Consider the following 21,717-nt stretch of genomic DNA (forward strand, 5'->3'; position numbering starts at 1 on the left):
CAGCGGGGTTGCGGTAGATGGCAACCCGCCTGGAGTTTGATTTCGAGTGGCGCATCACCCTGTTTACCCTGGTGTTGCTGCCGCTGTTGATTTCACTGGGGTTCTGGCAGTTGCAGCGGGCGGATGAGAAGGCTCTGCTGGCTTCGGGGTTCGCGCGACAGCAGGCCCTGCCGCCCGCCCCGCTGGCGCAACTGTGGGGAGAAGACGCCGCTGCCCTCGCCTACCGCCCGGTAGTTCTGGAGGGGCAATATCTGCCGGGCCAGCACTTCCTGCTGGACAACCGGATGCTGCAGGGTAGATTCGGCAATGAGGTGCTCACCGTGTTTGAGCTTGCCTCCGGGGGGTTGGCTCTGGTAAACCGCGGCTGGGTGCCGGCAGATGCGAGCCGCCGGGAGTTGCCCAGGGTGGCTGATATCCAGGGTCCTGTGCGCCTGACCGGCCATGTGTACGTGGCACCGGGAGCGCCCTATTTGCTGGCGGATGAAGCGATTGCCGAGTCCTGGCCCAGGCGTCTGCAGGCGGTGGAAATGGACAAGATTGCTGATTCGCTGGCGGGCAGGCTGTTCCCCTACCCCGTGCGTATTGACGGGGGCCAGACCGGAGCGCTGGCGGTGGACTGGGTGTTCATTAACGCCAGCCCCGCCAAGCACCGGGGTTACGCTGTACAGTGGTTTGCCATGGCCGCAGTGCTGGCGCTGATATACCTGCTGCGCAGTAGCAATCTGTGGCAGCTGATCAGAGGCGCGCCCGCAGAGGGCGCCGATAAAGAGTAAGTTATGAGCGAAGAACAACAGATCCGCAATAATCGCCTTGTGCTGTTGATGATTGCCGGAATACCGCTAACCATGATCCTGGCGGCCACCTGGCTGTGGTATTACGTGGTCAACGGCGACCTGGACCTGGTCGGAGCCCTGGGCACGGCCAACAGTGGCCAACTGGTCCAGCCCCCGCGGCAGCTGGACGATCACGAGATGCGCAATGACAGGGGCGTGTTGCTGCAGTACAGCGACCTACCCCGCAAATGGACCATGGTGGTGGCCAATGAAGGCCCCGGCTGTAATGCCGATTGTGAAAATACCCTGTACGTCACCCGCCAGATCCACATTGCCATGGGCAAGGAGTTCAGCCGCATAGGCCGGCTCTATCTCAGCGAACAGCCTCTGGCGGATACCAGCCTGGATGTCAGCGAGCTGAGTGACCAGCGCCCTGCCCCGGCCTCGATGAGTGAGCTGCTGGCAAGCGAGCACCGGGGCATGACCGCGCTGACCCTGGCCGAGGGCGACTACCAAAGCCTGTTTCCTGAACAACAGGCCGATGCCAGCACCTGGTATCTCGTCGATCCGGCGGGTTGGGTGATGATGTCCTACAATAGCGGGATTCACTACAAGGACGTGATTTCCGACCTCAAGTTCCTGCTGAAGAATTCCAGTGAGTAACAGCGCCATGGCCCAAGTACAGAGCACCGAAGACGCCTCCTGGCGCGACTACAAGGAGCTGACCAAGCCCAATGTGGTCCTGTTGATGATTCTCACTTCCGCCATCGGCATGTTTATGGCGGTTCCCGGAATGGTGCCGCTGGACGTGCTGGTTCTGGGCAATCTGGGCATTGCCCTCTGCGCCGGCGCCGCGGCGACGGTCAACCACCTGGTGGACCAGCGCATAGACCTGCAGATGGCCCGCACCCACAACCGTCCTGTCGCCACCGGCCGGGTGAGCAATTCGCAGGCGGCGATTTTCGCCCTGATCATGGGTGGCCTGGGTATGGCGATCCTGATGCTGTTCATCAATCCGCTCACCGCCTGGCTGACTCTCGCCTCGCTGGTGGGCTACGCTTTTGTATACACCATGTTCCTGAAACGGGCGACGCCACAGAACATTGTCATCGGCGGCCTGGCTGGCGCGGCACCGCCACTGCTCGGCTGGACCGCTGTCACCGGTGAGGTCGGTGGCCACGGCCTGCTGCTGGTGTTGATTATTTTTGCCTGGACGCCGCCCCACTTCTGGGCGCTGGCCATCCATCGTCGCGAGGAATACGCTGCCGTCGGCATACCCATGTTGCCGGTAACCCACGGGGTGGCGTTCACCAAGCTGCAAATCCTGCTGTATACCATCATTATGTTCCTGATCACCCTGCTGCCCTACGCGACCCGCATGAGCGGCCCGCTGTACCTGCTGGGAGCCGTGGTGCTGGGGCTGGGGTTTCTCTACTGGGCGGTGGAACTGATCCGCGACAAAAACCCCAGGGCGCCGATGGAGACCTTCAAATATTCCATTATTTACCTCATGGCCCTGTTTGTGGTGATGTTGGTTGATCACTACCTGTTTCCGGTGAGTACCCTATGAGCACAGTCGACGAGCGCCAGCGCGCCCAGTCCCGCAACGTGAAAATCACGGTTGCCGCCATTCTTGTATTTATCACGTTCATTGTCGGCGGATTCGTCTATCGCATCCAGCAACCCCGGGTGATGACCGCCACGGAAATGAAAGCAAATGGCCTTTATTTGCTGGAAACTCCGCGCAACTTCGGTGAAATTGAGCTGCTCGATCATCATGGCGAAGCGTTTACCAGAGACCGTCTGGAGGGCCGCTGGACGCTGGTGTTTTTCGGCTTTACCCACTGCCCGGATGTCTGCCCGACCACCATGGCTTTCCTCGACGGTTTCATGGGCCAGCTTGAGGGCACTGAAGCTGAGGACACCCAGGTCGTGCTGGTGACGGTCGACCCGGCCCGGGACACGGTCGAACAGCTGGCGGCTTATGTGCCCTACTTCAACGAGGAGTTTCTCGGGGTAACCGGGGAGTTCCTCGATGTGCACCGTTTTGCCACGGCGCTGAACACACCCTTCCGCAAGGTGCCGGGTCAGGATGAAAACTACCAGGTGGATCATAGTGCCAATGTGGTACTGATAAACCCCCGGGGCGATTACCACGGTTTCTTCAAGGCGCCACTGGACCAGGCAAAGATGAAGGTTACCTATCGCTCGGCCCGCTTTCTGTGGCAGCGCTGAATTCTTAAAGTAAGCACTGACTAATCGGGAGGGCACATGAATAGAGGGTCTTTCTCCTGATAAGTGATTCCCGCACAGACAGGTGGGAATCCAGAAAAATCCACAGGCATAATGGATCCCCGCCTGCGCGGGGAGGACGGTGAAACCGGGTTGGATCCGGGCCTGCGCGAAGGTAACGGGAAACCGGGCCGGGACCCGGCCTGTGCGGGGATGGCGGGCAATCACGTTTTCCAGGCGGGCTCAAAGCAGATTTGGCCTGACACTTACTGGCAGAGAGTTCTAAAATGGCTTCAACACCTCCAATCGTGCTCGTCGATGGTTCCTCGTACGTCTACCGGGCTTTTCATGCCCTGCCGATGCTGACGACTTCAGAGGGGCGTAACACCGGCGCGGTGCGCGGTGTGATCAGCATGTTGCGCAAGCTGGTGGCGGACTATCCCGAATCGCCGGTGGCGGTCGTCTTCGACGCCAAGGGCAAAACCTTCCGCGATGACATATTTGCCGAGTACAAGGCCCAGCGTCCGCCCATGCCCGATGAACTTCGCGAGCAGATAGAACCCATCCACGCTATCGTCAAGGCGATGGGACTGCCGTTTCTCTGCGTCGAGGGCGTGGAGGCGGACGATGTGATCGGAACCCTGGCGCGCCAGGCCAGTCAACAGGGCCGGGACGTGGTGATTTCCACCGGTGACAAGGACATGGCCCAGTTGGTGGACAGCCACACCACCCTGGTCAACACCATGACCGGTACCGTCATGGACGAGGCCGGGGTGGAGGAGAAGTTCGGCATCCCGCCCAGCCTGATTATCGATTTTCTCGCCCTGATGGGGGACAAAGTCGACAATATCCCTGGAGTTCCTGGAGTAGGGGAGAAGACCGCCCTGGGCCTGCTGCAGGGGCTGGGCGGCCTTGATGAGATTTACGCCGCCCTGGACAAGGTGGCTGAACTGTCCTTTCGCGGTGCCAAATCCCTGGGCCCGAAACTGGAGGCGGAGAAGGACAAGGCCTACCTGTCCTACGAGCTTGCCACGATCAAGACCGATGTGGATCTGGAGCAGACGCCCGACCAGCTGGCCAACGGTGAACCCGATAACGAGGCCCTGGTCGACTGGTTTACCCGGATGGAATTCCGTTCCTGGCTGGAGGAATTGCTGGGGGAGGGCGAGGCACCGGTTGCCGAGCAGGTGGATACCCAGTATGAACTGGTGACCAGTCAGGCGGATTTCGATCGCTGGTTGCAGCAACTGCAAACCGCGGCGCTGTTTGCCTTCGACACCGAGACCACCAGCCTGAATTACATGGAAGCGAGGGTTGTCGGCGTCTCCTTTGCCGTTGAGGCGGGAAAGGCGGCCTATGTACCGCTGGCGCATGACTATCTGGGCGCCCCCGAGCAGCTGGACCGGGATGCCGCACTGGCCCAGCTAAAGCCCCTGCTGGAGGACCCGGAGTTGGCCAAGATTGGCCAGAACCTGAAGTACGACGCCAGTGTGCTGGCCAACCACGGCATAGAGCTCAGGGGTATTGCCTACGACACCATGCTGGAATCCTACGTGCTGAATTCCACCGCCACCCGCCACGATATGGATAGCCTGGCCCTGAAATACCTCGGACAAGCCACGATTCACTTTGAAGACATCGCCGGCAAGGGCGCCAAACAACTGACCTTCAATCAGATCAAGGTGGAAGAGGCGGGACCTTACGCGGCGGAAGACGCCGACATCACCCTGCGCCTGCACCAGACCCTGTGGCCCAAGCTGGAAGAGCAGGGCAGCCTGGCGTCGGTATTCCGCGATATCGAGCTGCCGCTGGTCCCGGTGTTGTCGCGTATTGAACGCCAGGGGGCACTGCTGTCCACCGAGCTGCTGCACAGGCAAAGCAAGGAACTGGGCCAGCGGCTGGAGGAGCTCAAGGCCGGGGCCTATGAACTGGCGGGGCAGGAATTCAACCTGGGGTCGCCAAAACAGCTGGGAGAAATCCTGTTTGACAAGCTGGAATTGCCAGTGATCAAAAAAACGCCCAAGGGCGCGCCCAGCACCGCGGAGGAGGTGTTGGCCGAGCTGGCCCTGGACTACCCCCTGCCCAAGCTGTTGCTGGAATATCGCAGTCTCTCCAAGCTGAAGTCTACCTATACCGACAAACTGCCGGAGATGGTCAACCCGCAGACGGGGAGGGTGCATACCTCCTATCACCAGGCAGTGGCCGCCACCGGCCGGCTATCGTCCTCCGACCCGAACTTGCAGAACATTCCCATCCGCACGGAGGAGGGCAGGCGTATCCGCCAGGCGTTTATCGCGCCGGAAGGTTACCGGATTGTGGCTGCCGATTATTCCCAGATCGAACTGCGTATTATGGCTCACCTGTCCGCTGACCCGGGCCTGCTGGCGGCATTCCAGGAGGGCCTGGATGTGCACCGGGCCACCGCCGCGGAAGTGTTCGAAGTTGATCTGGAAGAGGTATCGGCAGAGCAGCGGCGCAAGGCCAAGGCGATTAATTTCGGCCTGATTTACGGGATGTCGGCCTTCGGCCTGGCGAAACAGCTGCATCTCGGGCGCAACGAGGCCCAGGCGTATATCGACCGCTACTTCGAGCGCTATCCCGGTGTTGCCCGTTATATGGATCGCACCCGGGCCCTGGCCAAAGAGCAGGGTTATGTGGAGACCCTGTTCGGGCGGCGCCTCTACCTGCCGGAGATTAATGCGCGCAACAAAATGCGGGTGCAGGCTGCGGAGCGCACCGCCATCAACGCGCCCATGCAGGGCACTGCCGCGGATATCATCAAGCGGGCCATGCTGGCGGTAGACGCGTGGCTTGGCCAGGGTGAGGCCGATGCGCGGATGGTCATGCAGGTGCACGATGAACTGGTGCTGGAAGTGGCTGCTGACCAGGTCGATCCGGTCTGTGAGCAGCTTTGCAGCCTGATGTCCGGCGCGGCCGACTTGTCGGTACCACTGCTGGTGGAGGCCGGGGTCGGGGACAACTGGGACGAAGCCCACTAGGTCCGGTCCAGCCGCGCGGAAAATTTTTATGACCGCAGGGAACTCGTCGGTCACAGCCCGGTCATAGGTTATGTAGCGAGCGCTACATCCCTAATGAAGGTTTTCTCCATAACCTTCACGAGCAAGTCTCTTTCCCCAGAGACCCTAGGTGGCCCGGTTGCCTTCCCCCTAGAGGCAACCGGGTTTTTTTGCCCAAGGGCTGTTCATGCTAACTGGGTTGGCCCTGGCAGCTCTCAATTCCCTCATCATCTTCATACACGCTGACATCGGTGAGCCAGTCGTTGAGTACCTCTATCAACTGCTCGTGCCCGCTGTGCTTGAGCGCCGAGAACAGCTGCACACTGACCAGCTCCTCGTGTGGTTTCATCGCCTTGCGCACAGCCAGCAAGGCGTTGTTAGCGGGCCCCTTCTTCAGTTTGTCCGCCTTGGTCAGGAGGATATGCACCGGCATATGCGCTGCCAGCGCCCAGTTGAGCATTTGCTCATCGAATGGCTGTAGTGGATGGCGCACATCCATCAGCAGGATCAAGCCCCGCAGGCACTGCCGTTTTGCCAGGTAATTCTCCAGCTGTTTTGTCCACTCTTTCTTGACGGCCACTGGTACCTTGGCAAAACCGTAACCGGGAAGGTCGACCAGTCGCTGGCTGTCGGACAGCTCAAAGAAGTTGATCAGCTGGGTGCGACCGGGCGTTTTAGAGGTTTTTGCAAGCTTCTTGTTATTAGTCAAGCTATTGATTGCACTGGATTTTCCAGCGTTGGAACGACCCGCAAAGGCCACTTCCCAGCCCTCATCCGGAGGGCACTGGTGGAGTTTGGCGGCACTGGTCAGGAACGTGGCGCTGCGGTAGTCGGGGGCCTCGGGAGCCGGCACTTGATCCTGCTCAGACATTGTGCGGTATTGCCTTTTTAGGTGTGAGTATCTCGTATATAATGCCACAGCTTTTTTCGCCTGTTATCAAAAGCTTGCGCGGGTACGTGGCCGCGCCATTAACTATGAGGTGTCTCATGAAGAAAATTTTTGCCGCAGTCCTGGTGCTTTGCGCGTCATCGGCCATGGCCGAGCCCGATATGGACAAATACAACAAGAGCTGCGCCGTCTGCCATGCAACCGGTGCCGCTAACGCGCCCAAAACCGGTGACGCGGCCGCCTGGGAACCACGCCTGGCCAAGGGTATGGACGTCCTGGTAGCGTCAGTCAACTCGGGCCTCAACGCCATGCCCCCCAAAGGAATGTGCTTCGACTGCTCCGATGAAGACTACAAGGCGATGATCGAGTTTATGTCCAAGCCCGCCGAGTGATTCGGCGGTCTCACCCACGAACAATCTGGAACGAACATGAAGAACGTTGTAATCCTGGCCAGCCTGCTGCTGGGCCTGAGCCAAGCCACCGCCGCCCAGACGGGCGATGCAGCCAACGGCAAGGAACTGTCGGTAACCTGCAGTGCCTGTCACGGGGCCGATGGCAACAGCGCAGCGCCGACCTTCCCCAAACTGGCGGGCCTCGGTGAGAAATACCTGCTAAAGCAGATGATAGACATTCGCGATGGTGCCCGCCCCGTGCCCACCATGGTCGGCCAGGTCGATAACATGAGCGATCAGCAGCTGGCGGATCTGGCGGCGTTTTACGCCAGCCAGGCCCGCTCCGGTGGCCAGGCTGATCCCGATCTGGTCGCCCTGGGCGAGAAGGTCTACCGCTCAGGGGTTGCCGAGCGCAAGGTGGCCGCCTGTACCGCCTGTCACTCACCCAACGGCAAGGGTAATGCCCCCGCCGGCTTCCCGGCGCTGGCGGGCCAGCATGCGGATTATATCGCGGCCCAGCTCAAGGCCTATCGCAAAGGCTACGAGGATGAGTCAGGTCGCACCAACGACGGTGATACCATGATTATGCGCACCACGGCCTTCGGTTTGTCCGACAAGGAAATCGAGGCAGTCGCGAGCTACGCATCCGGCCTCAAGTAATGTACTGCTGGACCTAAAAAGGTGGCAATTTGCCGCCTTTTTTTATCGCTGAGCGAACCCGTTATCCGATTGGTGGTCTCAGTTGAGCGAGCAAACCAAGGAGAAGCCTAAGCAATGTTCAAACGAATACTGACCGTACTGTCCCTGTGCCTGGTGTCTTTCACTGCCATGGCCGAGGAGGCTTATGTCGCCGGTAAACATTACGACGTCATCAGTCCTGCCATACGAACCGCGGATCCGTCCACAATCGAAGCGGCGGAGTTTTTCTGGTATGGCTGCAGCCACTGCTACAACTTCGAGCCGATGATAAGCCAGTGGAAAAAGACCCTGGATGAGGACGTGAACTTCCGCGGCATTCCCGCCATGTGGGGCGGCGCGATGGAATTACACGCCAGGGCTTACTATACCGCGCGAGTGTTGAAGGCCGAGGACAGGCTGGACACCGCGATGTTCCAGGCGCTCAACGTGGATCGCAAACCGCTGCGCTCGGAAAATGAAATCGCCGAGCTGTTTGCCGCCAACGGCGTGGCCGAGGAAGACTTTCACAAGGCCTTTAACTCCTTTGGGGTCAGTAGCCAGGTCCGCCAGGCCAACTCGACAGCGCGGGCCGCCAAGATTACCGGTACTCCCTCGATGATGGTAAATGGCAAGTACCTCATCACGGCCCGCAAGGCGGGTGGACTGGGCAACATGCTCAAGGTCGCCGATTTCCTGATTGCCAAGGAGCGCGCTGCCCAGGGCGGTTAGGCTAAACTGGAGCAGGCATCAAGGCCCGGCATTTGCCGGGCTTTTTCGTGAAAGCGCCGTTATATTTTCAGCCACTCGGGTACGGGCAATCCCTTGTTCTCCAGGAACACCGGATTGAACAGCTTGCTCTGGTAGCGGTTGCCGTAGTCACAGAGAATGGTGACGATGGTGTGCCCCGGACCCAGCTCCCGGGCCAGTTTTACCGCCCCGGCGATGTTAATGCCCGAAGAGCCCCCCAGGCACAATCCTTCGTGGCGCAGCAGGTCAAAGATGTAGGGTAGAGCCTCCTCATCGGTAATGGTAAAGGCGCTGTCTACCTTGGCCTCGGCCACATTGCCGGTGACGTGATTAATACCCACCCCTTCGACAATGGAGCCGCCGTCACTGGGGGCCAGGTCGCCGTGCTTGAAATAGCTGCACAGGGACGCGCCGGCCGGGTCCGCGATGCCAATGCGGACGCTCGGGTTCTTGTCCTTGAGGGCGGTGGATACGCCGGCCAGGGTGCCGCCGGTGCCTACCGCACAAATAAACCCGTCCACCTTGCCGCCGGTTTGTTGCCAGATCTCCCGGCCGGTGGTCCGGGCGTGTATGGCCATATTGGCCGGGTTGTCGAACTGTCTGGCCCAGATTGCCCCGTGAGGCTCTTTGGCGGCGAGTTTCTGCGCCAGCCGCTCGGCGGTGTGGATGTAGTGGTTGGGATCGGAATAGGAGGTTGCGCCCACCAGGTGCAGGTCGGCGCCGAGCAGTTCCAGCGAGTCGATTTTCTCCTTGCTCTGGGTGATGGGCATGACCACCGTGCTCTGGTAGCCCAGGGCATTGGCGAGCAGGGTCAGGCCTATACCGGTATTGCCCGCGGTGCCCTCGACGATGCGGCCACCGGGCTGCAACTCACCGGCCTCTTCTGCGGCCCGGATGATGCCCAGTGCCGTGCGATCCTTGACCGAGCCACCCGGGTTGAGAAATTCCGCTTTGCCGAGAATGGTACACCCGGTTTGCTCGGATACCTGCTTGAGGTGGAGCAGGGGGGTATTGCCAATAAGCTGGGTGACGTCCTGGGCGGTATGCACGCGTGTTCTCCGAAAAAATGCCCGCAGAGTATGCCACAGCCGCGTGTCCGGGTCAGGCTGTGCTGCGCCGGGTGAGGCGAAAGGCGGTGAGGCTCAGCAGGAACGCGCCCAGGGTGATCACAAACATGGCAACCAGCATCGGTTGCGGGCTGTCCCTGACCACGGTACCCACCAGAGCAGCGGCAAGGGCAGACAGGCCCATCTGGATAAAGCCCAGCAGGGCCGAGGCGGTGCCCGCGATATGGGGGAAGGGGGCGAGGGCCATGGCCATGGCGTGGGGCAGCACCAGGCCCATGCCGATGGCATACAGTGTCATGGGCAGCATCAGCACCCAGATGCTGTCGCGGTAGAGGCTGGCTCCCAGCCACATGATGGCGGCGGTGAGCAGGCACAGCACGGCACCGGTCAGCATGGTCTGCCGCGAATCATAGCGGGACGCCATGCGTGCACTGACCGCACTGCCGACAATGTAGCCGGCGACAGTGGTGAGAAAAACAAAGCCGAAGTACTGCACCGGAACACCCAGCATGTCGATGTAGACAAAACTGGCGGAAGAGAGGTACGCCATCAGCCCGGAGTAGATCAGGGCACTGGCCAGGGTGACGGCGAGGTACGCGCTGTCGCTGACCAGCAGGGCGTAGTTACGGGCGATGTTCACCGGGTGCAGACTCTGGCGCTGGGGCAGGGACTCAGCCAGGTACACCTGCAGCAGCAGGATCATCAGCAGCCCGTAGCAGGCGAGAAACAGGAAGATCACCGGCCAGGGCAATACCAGTAAGACAAAGCCGCCGAGGGTCGGCGCCACCGCCGGGCCCAGCGCCATCAGCATCGCTATCAATGACAGTGCCCGGGCGGCGCCCCGGGGGCCGAATACGTCGCGGGTGACCGTGCGGGCCAGGGTAGGACCGACGCAGGCACCGATGCCCTGCAGGAAGCGGAATGTCAGCAGTTCTTCAATGCTGGTGGACTGGGCGCAGCCGAAGCAGGCGACCACGAACACCAGGGTTCCGCCCAGCAGTACCGGCTTGCGGCCGAAACGGTCAGCCAGTGGGCCGCAGGCCAGGTGAAACACGGCGAACCCGGCCAGGTAGCTGCTCAGGGTGAGGTGCATGTGGCCAATGTCGGTGTCTAGCGCCCGCATCATCGACGGCATGGCGGGCAGGTACATATCGACACTAAGGGGCCCCAGGGCAACCAGGGCCGCCAGCAGTGCCAGCAGCCAGGGGGAATCGGGTTTCAGGTATCGGTTGGCCATGGGCCGGGGAGGGTAGCCCATGGCAGGGGGTTAGGGAACTGTTACTTCTCGAACTTCATCACCGTCTTCCACCACAGCCCGGGTGCCAGGGTGCGCCAGAAATACAGGAGCTTGGCTTCGCTGGGGTAGATGATGTCCTTGTCTCTGGCCACCCCTTTCTCGATGGCGTCGATCATTTTCTCGGGATCGGCAAGCCGCCCCTTCTGCTTGGATTCCTTGATGCTGCCGGGAGAATCGGTGTTGAGGGTCTGGTCCACCAGTGGGGTATTGACCGCCGGCGGGCAGACCAGGTGGGCGCGTACGCCGCTGTCACGGATTTCGTTCTGCAGGACCTCGATGTAGGCGTTAACCGCCGCCTTGGTGGCACAGTAGGCGCCCATTTTTGGCACCAGTGCCGTGCCCGCGATAGAGCCGAAGGCGACTATGCGCCCACTGCTGCGCGCCTGCATTGACGGCAGGACCGCACGGACCATGTAGGTGGTACCGAAGTAATTGATACGGAATAACTGTTCCATGCCTTCGTGGCTGTGGTCGGCGAGGGCATGGGCGGGCATCAGCGCCGCCGCATGCACCAGCAGGTCAATCGGCCCCAGCTGTTCTTCGACCTGGGCGACCTTGGTGTTGACGTCTTCCAGGCTGGAGATATCGCAGTGAAAGGCGTGGAGGTTGTCGGATTCAGCCGCGGTGGCTGCCAGTCCCTGCTGGTTGACGTCGAAAATCGCCACCTGGGTGCCCCGGGCTGCCAACCTGCGCGCATAGATCTGGCCCATACCGCTGGCGCCCCCGGTGACGATGGCAACCTTGGCTGTTGTATCCATAGGGTCTTGTCCCTTGACTGTTAACCAGTGGGACATAGTGAGACCGGACCTGGTGGGCATCAAGTCCCGAACCGGCCACCGGAAGTTGTAACTTCTTGCAGGCTTCAGTCCCTGAGCAGGGTGGTGTCATCGATGTGGTCCAGCGGTAATTCGGTGCGCTGTATCACGCGCCGCAGTTCAAAGCTGGAGTGGACACCGGTCACGCCGGGAATTCGCGTCAGACGCCCCAGCAGAAACCTTTCGTAGTACTCCATATCGGCAACCACCGCCTTCAGCAGGTAGTCCGAGGACTGACCGGTGACAACCGAGCATTCCATGACCTCCGGGTAGCTCATCACTTCTGCCTCGAAGGCCTCGAAGCGATCGGGCGTATGGCGGTCCATGCTGATGCCGATGTAAGCGGTGAGCTTGAGCCCGAGCATGGACTGGTTCAACAGGGTGACATGGGCACGGATCAGTCCCGACTCCTCCAGCCGTTTCACCCGGCGCGAGCAGGGGGTGGGCGAGAGCCCCACCAGGTCGGCCAGTTCCAGGTTGCTGATGCGGCCGTTGTGCTGCATGGCCTTGAGTATCTTGCGGTCTGTGCGATCGAGCTTCATGGTTGCCTGTGGTCGTTCCCGGGCCAGGGTCCGGCAATAGTCGGTGTGGGCGATACTGCCGTTCTGCGTCCCTAATGAGTGATGTATACCAACTATAACGCTATATTTGGGGAATAATTGCACAAAAACAAGGTTTCATTGCGATATTTGCAATCAATCACTCCCCCTGGATGACTATACTGTTCGCCAGGCTGAGACATCACCCGCGCGAGACAGTCCGCCACAGTCACCCTCTCTGGCGAACTGCGCACCGCGCCCCACAAGGGCTTGCGCCCGCGGGTGAACAGCCACCAATAACCACAAACCGGTGAGCACATGAGTAGCTTCGATCACAGCAAGTACAAATCCTTCCAGCCCCTGCGTAAAAGCGACCGCCGCTGGCCGGACCAGGTTATCGACAAGGCGCCCCTGTGGTGCTCGGTAGACCTGCGCGATGGCAACCAGGCCCTGATCGAGCCGATGACGGCGGCGCAGAAATCCCGCCTCTGGGACCAGCTGGTGAAGGTGGGTTTCAAGGAAATCGAGGTGGGTTTTCCCTCTGCTTCCAGCCATGACTACGAGTTCGTGCGCGAGTTGATCGAGAATGACCGTATTCCCGAGGACGTCACCATCCAGGTGCTGGTGCAGGCGCGCAAGGAACTGATCGAGAAAACCTTCGAAGCGCTCAAGGGAGCGCGCCGGGCTGTGGTACACGTGTACAACTCAACCTCCATCGTGCAGCGTGAGCAGGTGTTCGGGCTGGACCGGCAGGGCATTATCGATATTGCCGTCAACGGCGCGACCCTGGTCCAGGAATGCGCGGCCCGCTATCCCGATACCGAATGGGTGTTTGAGTACTCACCGGAAAGCTTTACCGGCACCGAGGTGGATTTTGCGGTAGAGGTCTGTAACGCGGTTACCGCCGTGTGGCAGCCGACACCGGAACAGCCGGTGATCATCAACTTGCCGGCCACGGTGGAGATGAGCACACCTAACGTTTACGCTGACCAGATCGAGTGGTTCTGCGACCACGTCGACAATCGTGAGAGCCTGCTGATTTCGCTGCACACCCACAACGACCGCGGCTGTGCAGTTGCGGCAGCGGAGCTGGGCGTGATGGCCGGTGCCGACCGGGTGGAAGGCACCCTGATGGGCAACGGCGAGCGCACCGGCAATATGGACGTGGTCACCATGGCTATGAACCTCTACAGCCAGGGCGTGGATCCCCGGCTGGACCTGGCCAATATGGACGAAATCATCCAGACGGTGAAAGAGTGTACCCAGCTGCCGGTGCACCCGCGCCACCCCTGGGCGGGAGAGCTGGTGTTTACGGCGTTTTCAGGCAGCCACCAGGACGCCATCAAGAAGTGCCTGGCCCGCCGCGACGAGAGCCGGGCCTGGGAAGTGGCCTACCTGCCGATAGACCCGGCTGACATCGGTCGCTCCTACCAGGAGGTCATCCGCATCAACAGCCAGTCGGGCAAGGGTGGTATCGCCTACGTGCTGGAGCGGGATTACGGCTACGACCTGCCGCGCTGGTTGCAGATCGATTTCAGTTCTGCGGTACAGGCCTATGCCGAGGAGCAGGAGACGGAGGTGGGTCCCGAGGCGATCTACGACCTTTTCCACCAGACCTATCTTTCCCAGGACAATGGCTGGCGGCTGGGCAACTACAGTCTCAGCCGTGAGGACAAGATCGACAAGCTGGAAATCGAATTGCTCAACGGCGGTAGCCACGTCATCACCGGTACCGGTAACGGTGTGGTCGCAGCCTTTGTCGACGCCATGTCCTCGGTGATCGGTAAATCCATCGTCCTGGTGGAATACTCCGAGCATGCCCTCAGCCAGAGTGCGGATGCCGAGGCTATCTGCTACATCCAGCTCAACATCGATGGCCAGCGCTGTTGTGGCGCCGGGCGCAGCCACGACATCGTGCAGGCCTCCATGAACGGCATACTCAGCGCCATTAACAGCGCTGTGGGCGCAGAAAGCGTTGCCGCCTGAGCCTAATAGGGGTGGCGCCGGAAGTAGTCCTGCGCTGCCGCCTTCACTTTGCCCGAGAGGTAAAGGGTGGAGACCATGGTCGGTATGGCCATGATCGCGTAGGCGCCCGAAATCAGGTTGAACACCACGTCGAGGCTGACGGTAGCGCCGAACACAATGGTCGCCAGAAAAAACCAGCGGTAATGGTGCTGTATTTCAGCGCCGACCAGAAAGCCAAAGCACTTGGCACCGTAATACCAGCAGGCAAACATGGTGGTGCTGCTCAACAGCAGGGTGACCACGATGAGCAAACCGGTCCCCACGTTGCCCAGCTCCGCATGGAACGCGTTGGCGGTCAGCGTCACCCCGGACAGCTCTCCCGGTTCCTGCCAGGTGCCGGCCAGCAGAATGACGATGGCGGTACAGGTGCAGACAATCAGGGTATCGGCGATCGGTCCCAGCATGGCTACCAGTCCCTCGCGGATGGGCTCATTGGTGCGGGCCGCACCGTGTGCCATCACCTCTGTGCCCAGCCCGGCCTCGTTCGAAAACACCCCGCGGCTGACGCCTATCAACACCACACCGAGAAGGCCGCCGCCGACTGCGGTCGGGTTGAATGCTTCGGTCACAATAAGCGAGAGAATGGCCGGTACCTCGGTAATGTTGATAGCGATCATGAACAGGGTCATGCCCATGTAAATGGCAATCATCAGCGGCAGCACCGCCTCCGCCACCCGGGCCACCCGTCGCAGGCCACCAAAGATAACCAGGCCGACCACCGTGGCCATCACCAGGCCCAGCACCAGGTTGCCCATGGGGCTGGGTTCGCCAATCATCCCGCTCTGGCGAATCAGTGCACTGAGCTGGTTGGCCTGGAACATGGGCAGGGTGCCGATCAGGCCCATCAGCGAAAACAAAATGGCCAGCGGGTAAAAGACCCGGGGCATGGCCTCGCGAATGACATATTGCGGGCCGCCCTGCAGCTGTCCCAGGCTGTCGCTACCGCGGTACATCACCCCCAGCGAACAGGTGAAAAACTTGGTAGCCACACCGACCAGCGCCGACATCCACATCCAGAACACCGCGCCGGGCCCCCCGGCGACGATGGCCAGCGCCACGCCGGAGATGTTGCCCAGCCCCATGGTGCCGGACAGGGCTGCAGCCAGTGCCTGGCGGTGGCTTAATTCGCCGGGCTGGTCCGGGCTGTCGTACTTGCCGGTTAGCAGGCCGAAGGCGTGGCCGAAATGACGGTAGGGGAGAAATCGTGAGTAGAAGGCAAAAAACAGGCCCCCGCCGAGCAGCAGAATGACCGTGGGAGTGCCCCACACGGCGTTGGCGAATTGGACGGAGTAATACTCCAGCGTTTCGATCACGTTGTTCAGTCCGGGACAGGAATTTCTGGGGACAGTAGCATAGCCGGCCTGCCATTACCCCGATAAACTGGCCCCATGAACGTGAGAATCGTGGCGCTGCTGGCAGCGGTGCTACCCTTTGCTGCGGTCCAGCTAACCTATCTCGTGGCCGCCGCCCATGGCCTTGTGGATTGGTGTTTTCCCTATATCGACAGCTGCACCTCGATCAGTGCTACCGGGCGCGAGCCCCCGGCCAGCTACCTGTTCCGCGCTAGCATGCTTCCGGCGGCAATGCTGATGATGGCCTACTGGTGGTTCAATTACAGTTGGCTGGGTCACCTCCACCGCCAGCGGGGGAACAGCCGCCAGTGGCGCAATCGCTGGATGCTGGGTCTGGGCATTGCCGCCTGCATTGGCCTTATTCTGTATGTCACGGTACTGGGCGAGCGCGGGGATGCCTGGCGCACCCAGCGACGGGTGGGGACCATTATGTTCTTCTCCTTTACTTTCCTGGCCCAGTTGTTGATGCTGGCCCAGCTGGGCGCCCTCAGGGTAGCCGGTGTTCGTCCGGGACTGTTGACCGCCATGCGGCTGGTGCTGCTCTCGTTGCTGCTGCTGGGGCTGCTCACAGTGATACTCGATGCCTGGAATGAACAGTGGTACGAGACCATCGAGGACGCTGTTGAGTGGGTGCTTTCGCTGTTGCTGCAGGGCAATTTCCTGCTGGGTTATTTTGTCTGGCGACAGGCGGGCTGGCGCCTGGAGGTAAAGGAGTGAACCGATGACCGCGACCGCGTCGCTGGATTTTGACCAGGTGCTTGCCGCCGGCGAGCGTATTGCCGGGAAGCTGCATCGCACGCCAGTGCTGACCAGTCATTTACTGGATGAGCTGACCGGCGCCGAGGTGTTTTTCAAAGCCGAACACCTGCAGAAAGTGGGCGCATTCAAGGCTCGCGGGGCCACCAATGCCGTGCTCAGGCTGGATACCGACCGGGCCCGCGCGGGGGTGGCCACCCACTCCTCGGGAAATCACGGCGCTGCCCTGGCCATGGCGGCCGCCGCACGCGGCATTGCGGCCCATATTGTCATGCCGGCGAACGCGCCGGAGGTGAAAAAAGCAGCGGTGGCGGCCTACGGCGGGCTGATTGTGGAATGCGAGCCGACCCTGGCGGCGAGGGAAGAGACCCTGGCGAGAGTGGTTGCCGCCACTGGTGCCAGCGAAATTCACCCCTATAACCATCCTGACATCATCGCCGGGCAGGGTACGGCAGCGCTGGAGTTACTGCAGCAGGTCGACAATCTCGACGTGGTCGTCGTGCCGGTGGGCGGTGGGGGTTTGCTCGCGGGTACGGCCCTGGCGGTGAAGGGAAGCAAGGTTGGCGCGGAGGTGCTGGCGGTAGAGCCCGAGGGAGCCGACGACGCCTTTCGCTCATTAGGGCTTGGCCAGTTGCAGCCCCAGACCAACCCCAGAACCATAGCCGACGGCTTGCGTACCAGCCTTGGTGAACTCAATTTCAGTATCATCCGTACACAGGTAGATACTATTATCACCGTGCCCGATACCCGCATTGTGGAGGCCATGCAGCTGCAGTGGAGCCGTATGAAGCAGGTTGTCGAGCCCTCCGGTGCGGTCAGTTTTGCCGGGCTGCTGGAGCACCCGGAGCGGTTTCGCGGCCGGCGGGTGGGTGTGGTGATCAGTGGCGGCAACCTGGACCTGACAAACTTGCCCTGGGTGAATCGGGAGGTCTCTTGAAACAGGCGTTACGCTTGACGATTCTGGCAGGATTACTACTCAGCATAGGCGGCTGCAGCAGTACCACCTTTGTCTACAACCGGCTGGATTTCATCATCCCGTGGTATGTGGGCAAGTACGTGGACCTGACCCGTGACCAGAAAAAATTCCTCGATGCGCAACTGGCGCCGTTTCTCAGCTGGCATCGAAATGAAGAATTACCGCTGTACCTGGGTATTGTGGATGACATCGAGCTGGTCCTGGAGGGTCCCGTAACCGGCGCCGGGGTGGCCGCCCTGGCGACAAGTTTCGAGGAGGCCTGGTTGCGTGTGGAGTACCGCGGCCTGGAGTGGATGCTGGCCCTGGGGGGGCAATTGTCGCGGCAGCAGATGATGGAGTTCGTCGCCGAACTGCGGGAAAAACAGGTTGAATACGAGGAAGAGTACCTGTCACGCAGTGACCAGGAGTACAGGGAGGAGGCCTATGAAAATTTGCAGGACTCTGCCCAGGATTTTCTCGGCCGGCTGGATTGGGGGCAGCGCGGGATACTGGAGGAGGCGGCGGCGCAGCTGCAGCGTTCCGATGCGATCTGGTTGCGCGAGCGCGCCCGCTGGCTGGATCGGCTGGAGGCACTGCTGCAGCGCGAAGAGGGCTGGCAGGAAGGCGTACGTGAAGCCCTGCGCAACCGCGAACAGACCACCTCGGAGGACTATCGGGCGGTGTATGAACATAATTCGCGGGTCATTTACCAGGGGCTGGCGACGCTGGCCAATACCCGCAGCGACAAGCAGGACCGGCGCCTGCGCAAGCGGCTGGACGACCTGCGCGAGGATATCGAGTCGCTGATCGCCGCTGGCGCGTAGGGCCGCGCTGATCGGCCGGCGGTGCGCGTGTTAATCCAGTAGCGACAAATCCCTCACCGCGCCCTTGTCGGCACTGGTGACCATCTTGGCGTAAACCTTCAGCGCCGGCGTCACCTTCCGCGGCCGCGGGTCCACCGGCTTCCAGGCTTTATCACCCCGGGCTTCCATGGCCGCCCGGCGCGCCGCCAGTTCTTCGTCTGACAGCTTCACGTTAATACTGCGCCCGGGAATATCGATCTCGATAGTGTCGCCCTGTTCCACCAGGCCGATGGCGCCGCCAGCGGCTGCTTCCGGTGAGGCATGGCCAATGGACAGACCGGAAGTGCCGCCGGAAAAGCGGCCGTCGGTGAGCAGGGCGCAGGCCTTGCCCAGCCCCTTGGATTTGATGTAGCTGGTGGGGTAGAGCATTTCCTGCATACCGGGGCCGCCGCGGGGACCCTCGTAGCGCACAATCACCACATCCCCGGCTTTGACCCGGTCGTTGAGAATATCGTCCACAGCCGCTTCCTGGCTTTCGCAGATATGGGCAGGGCCGGAGAACACCAGTATGGATTCATCCACCCCCGAGGTTTTCACCACGCAACCGTCCTCGGCAATATTGCCGGTGAGCACCGCCAGGCCCCCCTCCAGGGAAAAGGCGTTGTCCAGGGAGCGGATGCAGCCTTCCGCACGGTCGTCATCCAGGCTGGGCCAGCGGGTATCCTGGCTGAATGCGGTCTGGGTGGGGATGCCGCCGGGGCCGGCGCTGTAAAACTTGTGCACCTCGGCGTTGTCGGTGCGCACGATGTCCCAGTTGTCCAGCGCATCGCCCATAGTGGGGCTGTGAACGGTGGGACACCGGGTGTGCAGCAGGCCGGCACGGTCGAGTTCGCCGAGTATGCCCATGATGCCGCCGGCCCGGTGCACGTCTTCCATGTGGTATTTCGGGGTATTGGGCGCCACCTTGCACAGCTGCGGGACTTTGCGTGACAGCCGGTCGATATCTTTCATGGTGAAATCCAGCTCCGCTTCCTGGGCCGCAGCCAGCAGGTGGAGGATGGTGTTGGTGGAGCCGCCCATGGCGATATCCAGGCACATGGCGTTCTCAAAGGCCTCGAAACTGCCGATATTGCGCGGCAGTACGGATTCATCGTTCTGCTCGTAATAGCGTTTGCAGAGCTCTACCACCAGCCGGCCGGCGCGCAGGAACAGCTGTTCCCGGTCGGCGTGGGTTGCCAGGGTGGAGCCATTGCCAGGCAGTGAGAGCCCCAGTGCCTCGGTCAGGCAATTCATGGAATTGGCAGTGAACATGCCCGAGCAGGAGCCGCAGGTGGGGCAGGCTGAACGCTCGTACTCCGCCACCTGCTCATCACTGGCAGAATCGTCCACAGCGATGACCATGGCGTCCACCAGGTCCAGCTTGTGTTCGGAAAGTTTTGTTTTTCCCGCCTCCATCGGCCCCCCGGAGACAAATACCACCGGAATGTTCAGGCGCATGGCGGCATTGAGCATGCCGGGGGTGATCTTGTCGCAGTTGGAGATACAGACCATGGCGTCGGCACAGTGGGCATTGACCATGTACTCCACCGAATCGGAAATGATATCCCGGGAGGGCAGGCTGTAGAGCATGCCATCGTGGCCCATGGCGATGCCATCGTCCACGGCAATGGTGTTGAACTCCTTGGCCACGCCGCCGGCCGCTTCAATCTCCCGCGCGACTAGCTGGCCCAGGTCTTTCAGGTGGACGTGGCCCGGGACGAACTGGGTAAAGGAGTTGACCACGGCGATAATCGGTTTGCCGAAGTCACCGTCTTTCATTCCGGTGGCGCGCCACAGGGCGCGGGCGCCGGCCATATTGCGGCCGCCGGTGGAAGTTTTGGAGCGATAGTCAGGCATGATGCTGAGCCCTTGGCTGGTAAAAAATCAGGCTGCGAAGGATAGCACAACAGGCCGGCCGGTTTCTGTCCCCCTCGCTGCGGGGAGGCATGGCCGTGCCAGCCAATCACCGAGCCGGCGGCGAGTCCCGGTGTCGACAGGGTACCTGCGCGTGCCTGCGCCGACTAAACCGGTTTGAAAAACACCTTGGAGTTGCGCTGCAGGTTGTACAGTGCCTGTCGCTCGCCTGGCAACTCGTTGCGCTCACTCTCGGTAAAGCCCTGTTCCAGGAACCAGTGCGCGGTCTGGGTACTGAGCACAAACACCCGGGTCAATCCCATACTCCTGGCTTCCTGTTCCAGTTCCGCCAGCAGGCGCTGGGCGCGCTTGCCGCCGCGATAGTCCGGGTGGGTGACGATACAGGCCAGTTCGCCGCAGTTGTCTTCGGGGAAGGGGTACAGCGCGGCGCAGGCGATGGTGCGGCCATCGCGCTCCAGCAGGCGGAAGCGATCGATTTCGTTTTCCAGCAGTTCCCGGGAACGCTTGCGCAGAATACCCTGCTGTTCCAGCGGTTCGATCAGCTCCAGGATGCCTCCGACATCGTCAATGTCGGCCTGGCGCGAGTTTTCGTAATCCACGTTGGCCACCAGGGTACCGCTGCCGTCGTGGGTGAACAGCTCCTCCAGCAGGGCGCAGTCATCACGATAGCTGATCACCTGGCAGCGGGGAACTCCCTGCACACAGGCCTCGCGGGCGGTGTGCAGCAGGGTGCCCTGTTCGGCATCGGCTGCAGGCAGCGCCTCGATGTCGCTGAGGGACAGTTGCCGGATCAATTCACCCTTGCTGTCGGTGATTCCGGCTTCGCCACTGAACAGGATCAGCTTGTCGGCGCAAATCGCCGCTGCGCAGTTCACCGCGATGTCTTCCAGGCCCAGGTTGAAGATTTCCCCGGTGGGGGAATAGCCCAGTGGGGACAGCAGTACGATCGCGTCGTCCCGCAGCTGGCGGTGAATGCCTTCTGCATCGATGCGCCTCACCTTGCCGGTGTGCTGGAAATCGATGCCATCGACCACCCCGATCGGCCTGGCGGTTACAAAATTGCCGGAGCAGACCCGCATGTGCGAGCCCTGCATGGGTGAATTGGGCAGTCCCATGGACAGCAGGGCTTCAATCTGGGCCCGCAGTGAACCGGCCGCGTCCTTGACGTGTTCGAGGGTATCGGTATCGGTAATGCGGATGTCGCGGTGAAAGCTGGTTTCGAGGCCCGCAGTGGCCAGCCGTTCGGCGATTTGTGGCCGCGAGCCATGAATCAGTACCAGCTTCACCCCGAGACTCTTTAGCAGGGCGATATCGTGAATGATATTGGGGAAGTTTTCGTGTTGCGCAACTTCACCCCCCAACATCAGCACAAAGGTCTTCCCCCGGTGCAGGTTGATATAGGGTGCGGTGTTCCTGAACCAGCGGATGTGGGCCCGGCCCGAAGTGGTCACTTTCTTTCCCAAGTC

General features: G+C 61.2%; 20 protein-coding genes. 12 read left to right on the forward strand and 8 right to left on the reverse strand.

What is annotated here, in order from left to right; translation table 11 throughout:
• Positions 1–17 precede the first annotated feature (17 nt).
• The 5 genes from E2F43_RS06180 to polA all read left to right on the forward strand — a co-directional run bounded on the left by E2F43_RS06180 (position 18) and on the right by polA (position 6,004).
• Positions 18–773 (forward strand): SURF1 family protein, encoded by a 756-nt coding sequence (locus E2F43_RS06180; RefSeq protein ID WP_133210629.1) that lies wholly within the window; start codon positions 18–20, stop codon positions 771–773.
• Between the two features lie 3 nt (positions 774–776).
• The gene (locus E2F43_RS06185) at positions 777–1,436 is read left to right on the forward strand and encodes a hypothetical protein (RefSeq protein WP_133210631.1); all 660 of its coding nucleotides are present in this window, start codon (positions 777–779) and stop codon (positions 1,434–1,436) included.
• 7 nt (positions 1,437–1,443) lie between these two features.
• Positions 1,444–2,343: a heme o synthase gene (cyoE, locus tag E2F43_RS06190; RefSeq protein ID WP_133210633.1), complete on the forward strand. Its 900-nt coding sequence runs from the start codon at positions 1,444–1,446 to the stop codon at positions 2,341–2,343.
• Positions 2,340–3,008, forward strand: a complete 669-nt coding sequence (locus tag E2F43_RS06195; protein ID WP_133210635.1) for an SCO family protein — start codon at positions 2,340–2,342, stop codon at positions 3,006–3,008. The genes cyoE and E2F43_RS06195 overlap by 4 nt, the downstream gene beginning before the upstream one ends.
• Positions 3,009–3,292: 284 nt before the next feature.
• On the forward strand, positions 3,293–6,004 hold the full coding sequence (gene polA, locus E2F43_RS06200; RefSeq protein WP_133210637.1) for a DNA polymerase I: 2,712 nt from the start codon (positions 3,293–3,295) through the stop codon (positions 6,002–6,004).
• Positions 6,005–6,212: 208 nt separating this feature from the next.
• Here the strand turns inward: polA and yihA are convergent, their stop codons facing one another.
• Entirely contained in the window at positions 6,213–6,893 is a 681-nt protein-coding gene (yihA, locus tag E2F43_RS06205; RefSeq protein ID WP_133210639.1) for a ribosome biogenesis GTP-binding protein YihA/YsxC, read from the reverse strand.
• Between the two features lie 116 nt (positions 6,894–7,009).
• On the opposite strand from yihA, the gene E2F43_RS06210 reads away from it, so the two are divergent.
• The 3 genes from E2F43_RS06210 to E2F43_RS06220 all read left to right on the forward strand — a co-directional run bounded on the left by E2F43_RS06210 (position 7,010) and on the right by E2F43_RS06220 (position 8,710).
• Positions 7,010–7,303 (forward strand): c-type cytochrome, encoded by a 294-nt coding sequence (locus E2F43_RS06210; protein ID WP_133210641.1) that lies wholly within the window; start codon positions 7,010–7,012, stop codon positions 7,301–7,303.
• Between the two features lie 36 nt (positions 7,304–7,339).
• Positions 7,340–7,963 (forward strand): c-type cytochrome, encoded by a 624-nt coding sequence (locus E2F43_RS06215; protein ID WP_133210643.1) that lies wholly within the window; start codon positions 7,340–7,342, stop codon positions 7,961–7,963.
• A gap of 114 nt (positions 7,964–8,077) precedes the next feature.
• Positions 8,078–8,710 carry a thiol:disulfide interchange protein DsbA/DsbL gene (locus E2F43_RS06220; RefSeq protein WP_133210645.1) on the forward strand — a complete coding sequence of 211 codons (633 nt, stop codon included), beginning with the start codon at positions 8,078–8,080 and terminating at the stop codon, positions 8,708–8,710.
• Positions 8,711–8,769: 59 nt separating this feature from the next.
• Here the strand turns inward: E2F43_RS06220 and E2F43_RS06225 are convergent, their stop codons facing one another.
• The 4 genes from E2F43_RS06225 to E2F43_RS06240 all read right to left on the reverse strand — a co-directional run bounded on the left by E2F43_RS06225 (position 8,770) and on the right by E2F43_RS06240 (position 12,449).
• Positions 8,770–9,777, reverse strand: a complete 1,008-nt coding sequence (locus E2F43_RS06225; RefSeq protein WP_133210647.1) for a cysteine synthase A — start codon at positions 9,775–9,777, stop codon at positions 8,770–8,772.
• A gap of 52 nt (positions 9,778–9,829) precedes the next feature.
• On the reverse strand, positions 9,830–11,032 hold the full coding sequence (locus E2F43_RS06230; RefSeq protein ID WP_133210649.1) for a multidrug effflux MFS transporter: 1,203 nt from the start codon (positions 11,030–11,032) through the stop codon (positions 9,830–9,832).
• Positions 11,033–11,073: 41 nt separating this feature from the next.
• Positions 11,074–11,850 carry an SDR family NAD(P)-dependent oxidoreductase gene (locus E2F43_RS06235; protein ID WP_165954205.1) on the reverse strand — a complete coding sequence of 259 codons (777 nt, stop codon included), beginning with the start codon at positions 11,848–11,850 and terminating at the stop codon, positions 11,074–11,076.
• 104 nt (positions 11,851–11,954) lie between these two features.
• Positions 11,955–12,449: an Lrp/AsnC family transcriptional regulator gene (locus tag E2F43_RS06240; protein WP_133210653.1), complete on the reverse strand. Its 495-nt coding sequence runs from the start codon at positions 12,447–12,449 to the stop codon at positions 11,955–11,957.
• Between the two features lie 315 nt (positions 12,450–12,764).
• On the opposite strand from E2F43_RS06240, the gene leuA reads away from it, so the two are divergent.
• Positions 12,765–14,432, forward strand: coding sequence for a 2-isopropylmalate synthase (gene leuA / locus E2F43_RS06245; RefSeq protein WP_133210655.1), 1,668 nt, complete (start codon positions 12,765–12,767; stop codon positions 14,430–14,432).
• 2 nt (positions 14,433–14,434) lie between these two features.
• Here the strand turns inward: leuA and E2F43_RS06250 are convergent, their stop codons facing one another.
• A complete protein-coding gene (locus tag E2F43_RS06250) occupies positions 14,435–15,781 on the reverse strand; it encodes an alanine/glycine:cation symporter family protein (RefSeq protein WP_133211137.1) in 1,347 nt (448 codons plus the stop codon).
• 78 nt (positions 15,782–15,859) lie between these two features.
• Here E2F43_RS06250 and E2F43_RS06255 point away from each other — a divergent pair, with 78 nt between their 5' ends.
• Genes E2F43_RS06255 through E2F43_RS06265 form a run of 3 tightly spaced genes read left to right on the forward strand, consistent with a single transcriptional unit; the run spans position 15,860 to position 18,358 of the window.
• Positions 15,860–16,540 carry a Frag1/DRAM/Sfk1 family protein gene (locus E2F43_RS06255; protein WP_133210657.1) on the forward strand — a complete coding sequence of 227 codons (681 nt, stop codon included), beginning with the start codon at positions 15,860–15,862 and terminating at the stop codon, positions 16,538–16,540.
• A gap of 4 nt (positions 16,541–16,544) precedes the next feature.
• Positions 16,545–17,516 carry a pyridoxal-phosphate dependent enzyme gene (locus E2F43_RS06260; RefSeq protein ID WP_133210659.1) on the forward strand — a complete coding sequence of 324 codons (972 nt, stop codon included), beginning with the start codon at positions 16,545–16,547 and terminating at the stop codon, positions 17,514–17,516.
• Positions 17,513–18,358, forward strand: a complete 846-nt coding sequence (locus E2F43_RS06265) for a DUF6279 family lipoprotein (protein ID WP_133210661.1) — start codon at positions 17,513–17,515, stop codon at positions 18,356–18,358. Before E2F43_RS06260 ends, E2F43_RS06265 begins: the two co-directional genes overlap by 4 nt.
• A gap of 30 nt (positions 18,359–18,388) precedes the next feature.
• On the opposite strand, the gene ilvD is transcribed toward E2F43_RS06265, so the two are convergent.
• Positions 18,389–20,233, reverse strand: coding sequence for a dihydroxy-acid dehydratase (ilvD, locus tag E2F43_RS06270; RefSeq protein WP_133210663.1), 1,845 nt, complete (start codon positions 20,231–20,233; stop codon positions 18,389–18,391).
• A 164-nt stretch (positions 20,234–20,397) separates the two neighbouring features.
• Positions 20,398–21,702 carry an amino-acid N-acetyltransferase gene (gene argA / locus E2F43_RS06275; protein WP_133210665.1) on the reverse strand — a complete coding sequence of 435 codons (1,305 nt, stop codon included), beginning with the start codon at positions 21,700–21,702 and terminating at the stop codon, positions 20,398–20,400.
• Positions 21,703–21,717: the final 15 nt, after the last annotated feature.

The organism is Seongchinamella unica, from assembly GCF_004354085.1.
GTDB lineage: Bacteria > Pseudomonadota > Gammaproteobacteria > Pseudomonadales > Halieaceae > Halioglobus > Halioglobus unicus.

Excerpts from the sequence above, each read along its gene's own strand:
- E2F43_RS06180 (WP_133210629.1), top strand. The coding sequence starts at position 18 with ATGGCAACCCGCCTGGAGTTTGATTTCGAGTGGCGCATCACCCTGTTT.
- E2F43_RS06185 (WP_133210631.1), top strand. The coding sequence starts at position 777 with ATGAGCGAAGAACAACAGATCCGCAATAATCGCCTTGTGCTGTTGATG.
- cyoE (WP_133210633.1), top strand. The coding sequence starts at position 1,444 with ATGGCCCAAGTACAGAGCACCGAAGACGCCTCCTGGCGCGACTACAAG.
- E2F43_RS06195 (WP_133210635.1), top strand. The coding sequence starts at position 2,340 with ATGAGCACAGTCGACGAGCGCCAGCGCGCCCAGTCCCGCAACGTGAAA.
- polA (WP_133210637.1), top strand. The coding sequence starts at position 3,293 with ATGGCTTCAACACCTCCAATCGTGCTCGTCGATGGTTCCTCGTACGTC.
- yihA (WP_133210639.1), bottom strand. The coding sequence starts at position 6,893 with ATGTCTGAGCAGGATCAAGTGCCGGCTCCCGAGGCCCCCGACTACCGC.
- E2F43_RS06210 (WP_133210641.1), top strand. The coding sequence starts at position 7,010 with ATGAAGAAAATTTTTGCCGCAGTCCTGGTGCTTTGCGCGTCATCGGCC.
- E2F43_RS06215 (WP_133210643.1), top strand. The coding sequence starts at position 7,340 with ATGAAGAACGTTGTAATCCTGGCCAGCCTGCTGCTGGGCCTGAGCCAA.
- E2F43_RS06220 (WP_133210645.1), top strand. The coding sequence starts at position 8,078 with ATGTTCAAACGAATACTGACCGTACTGTCCCTGTGCCTGGTGTCTTTC.
- E2F43_RS06230 (WP_133210649.1), bottom strand. The coding sequence starts at position 11,032 with ATGGCCAACCGATACCTGAAACCCGATTCCCCCTGGCTGCTGGCACTG.
- E2F43_RS06235 (WP_165954205.1), bottom strand. The coding sequence starts at position 11,850 with ATGGATACAACAGCCAAGGTTGCCATCGTCACCGGGGGCGCCAGCGGT.
- E2F43_RS06240 (WP_133210653.1), bottom strand. The coding sequence starts at position 12,449 with ATGAAGCTCGATCGCACAGACCGCAAGATACTCAAGGCCATGCAGCAC.
- leuA (WP_133210655.1), top strand. The coding sequence starts at position 12,765 with ATGAGTAGCTTCGATCACAGCAAGTACAAATCCTTCCAGCCCCTGCGT.
- E2F43_RS06255 (WP_133210657.1), top strand. The coding sequence starts at position 15,860 with ATGAACGTGAGAATCGTGGCGCTGCTGGCAGCGGTGCTACCCTTTGCT.
- E2F43_RS06260 (WP_133210659.1), top strand. The coding sequence starts at position 16,545 with ATGACCGCGACCGCGTCGCTGGATTTTGACCAGGTGCTTGCCGCCGGC.
- ilvD (WP_133210663.1), bottom strand. The coding sequence starts at position 20,233 with ATGCCTGACTATCGCTCCAAAACTTCCACCGGCGGCCGCAATATGGCC.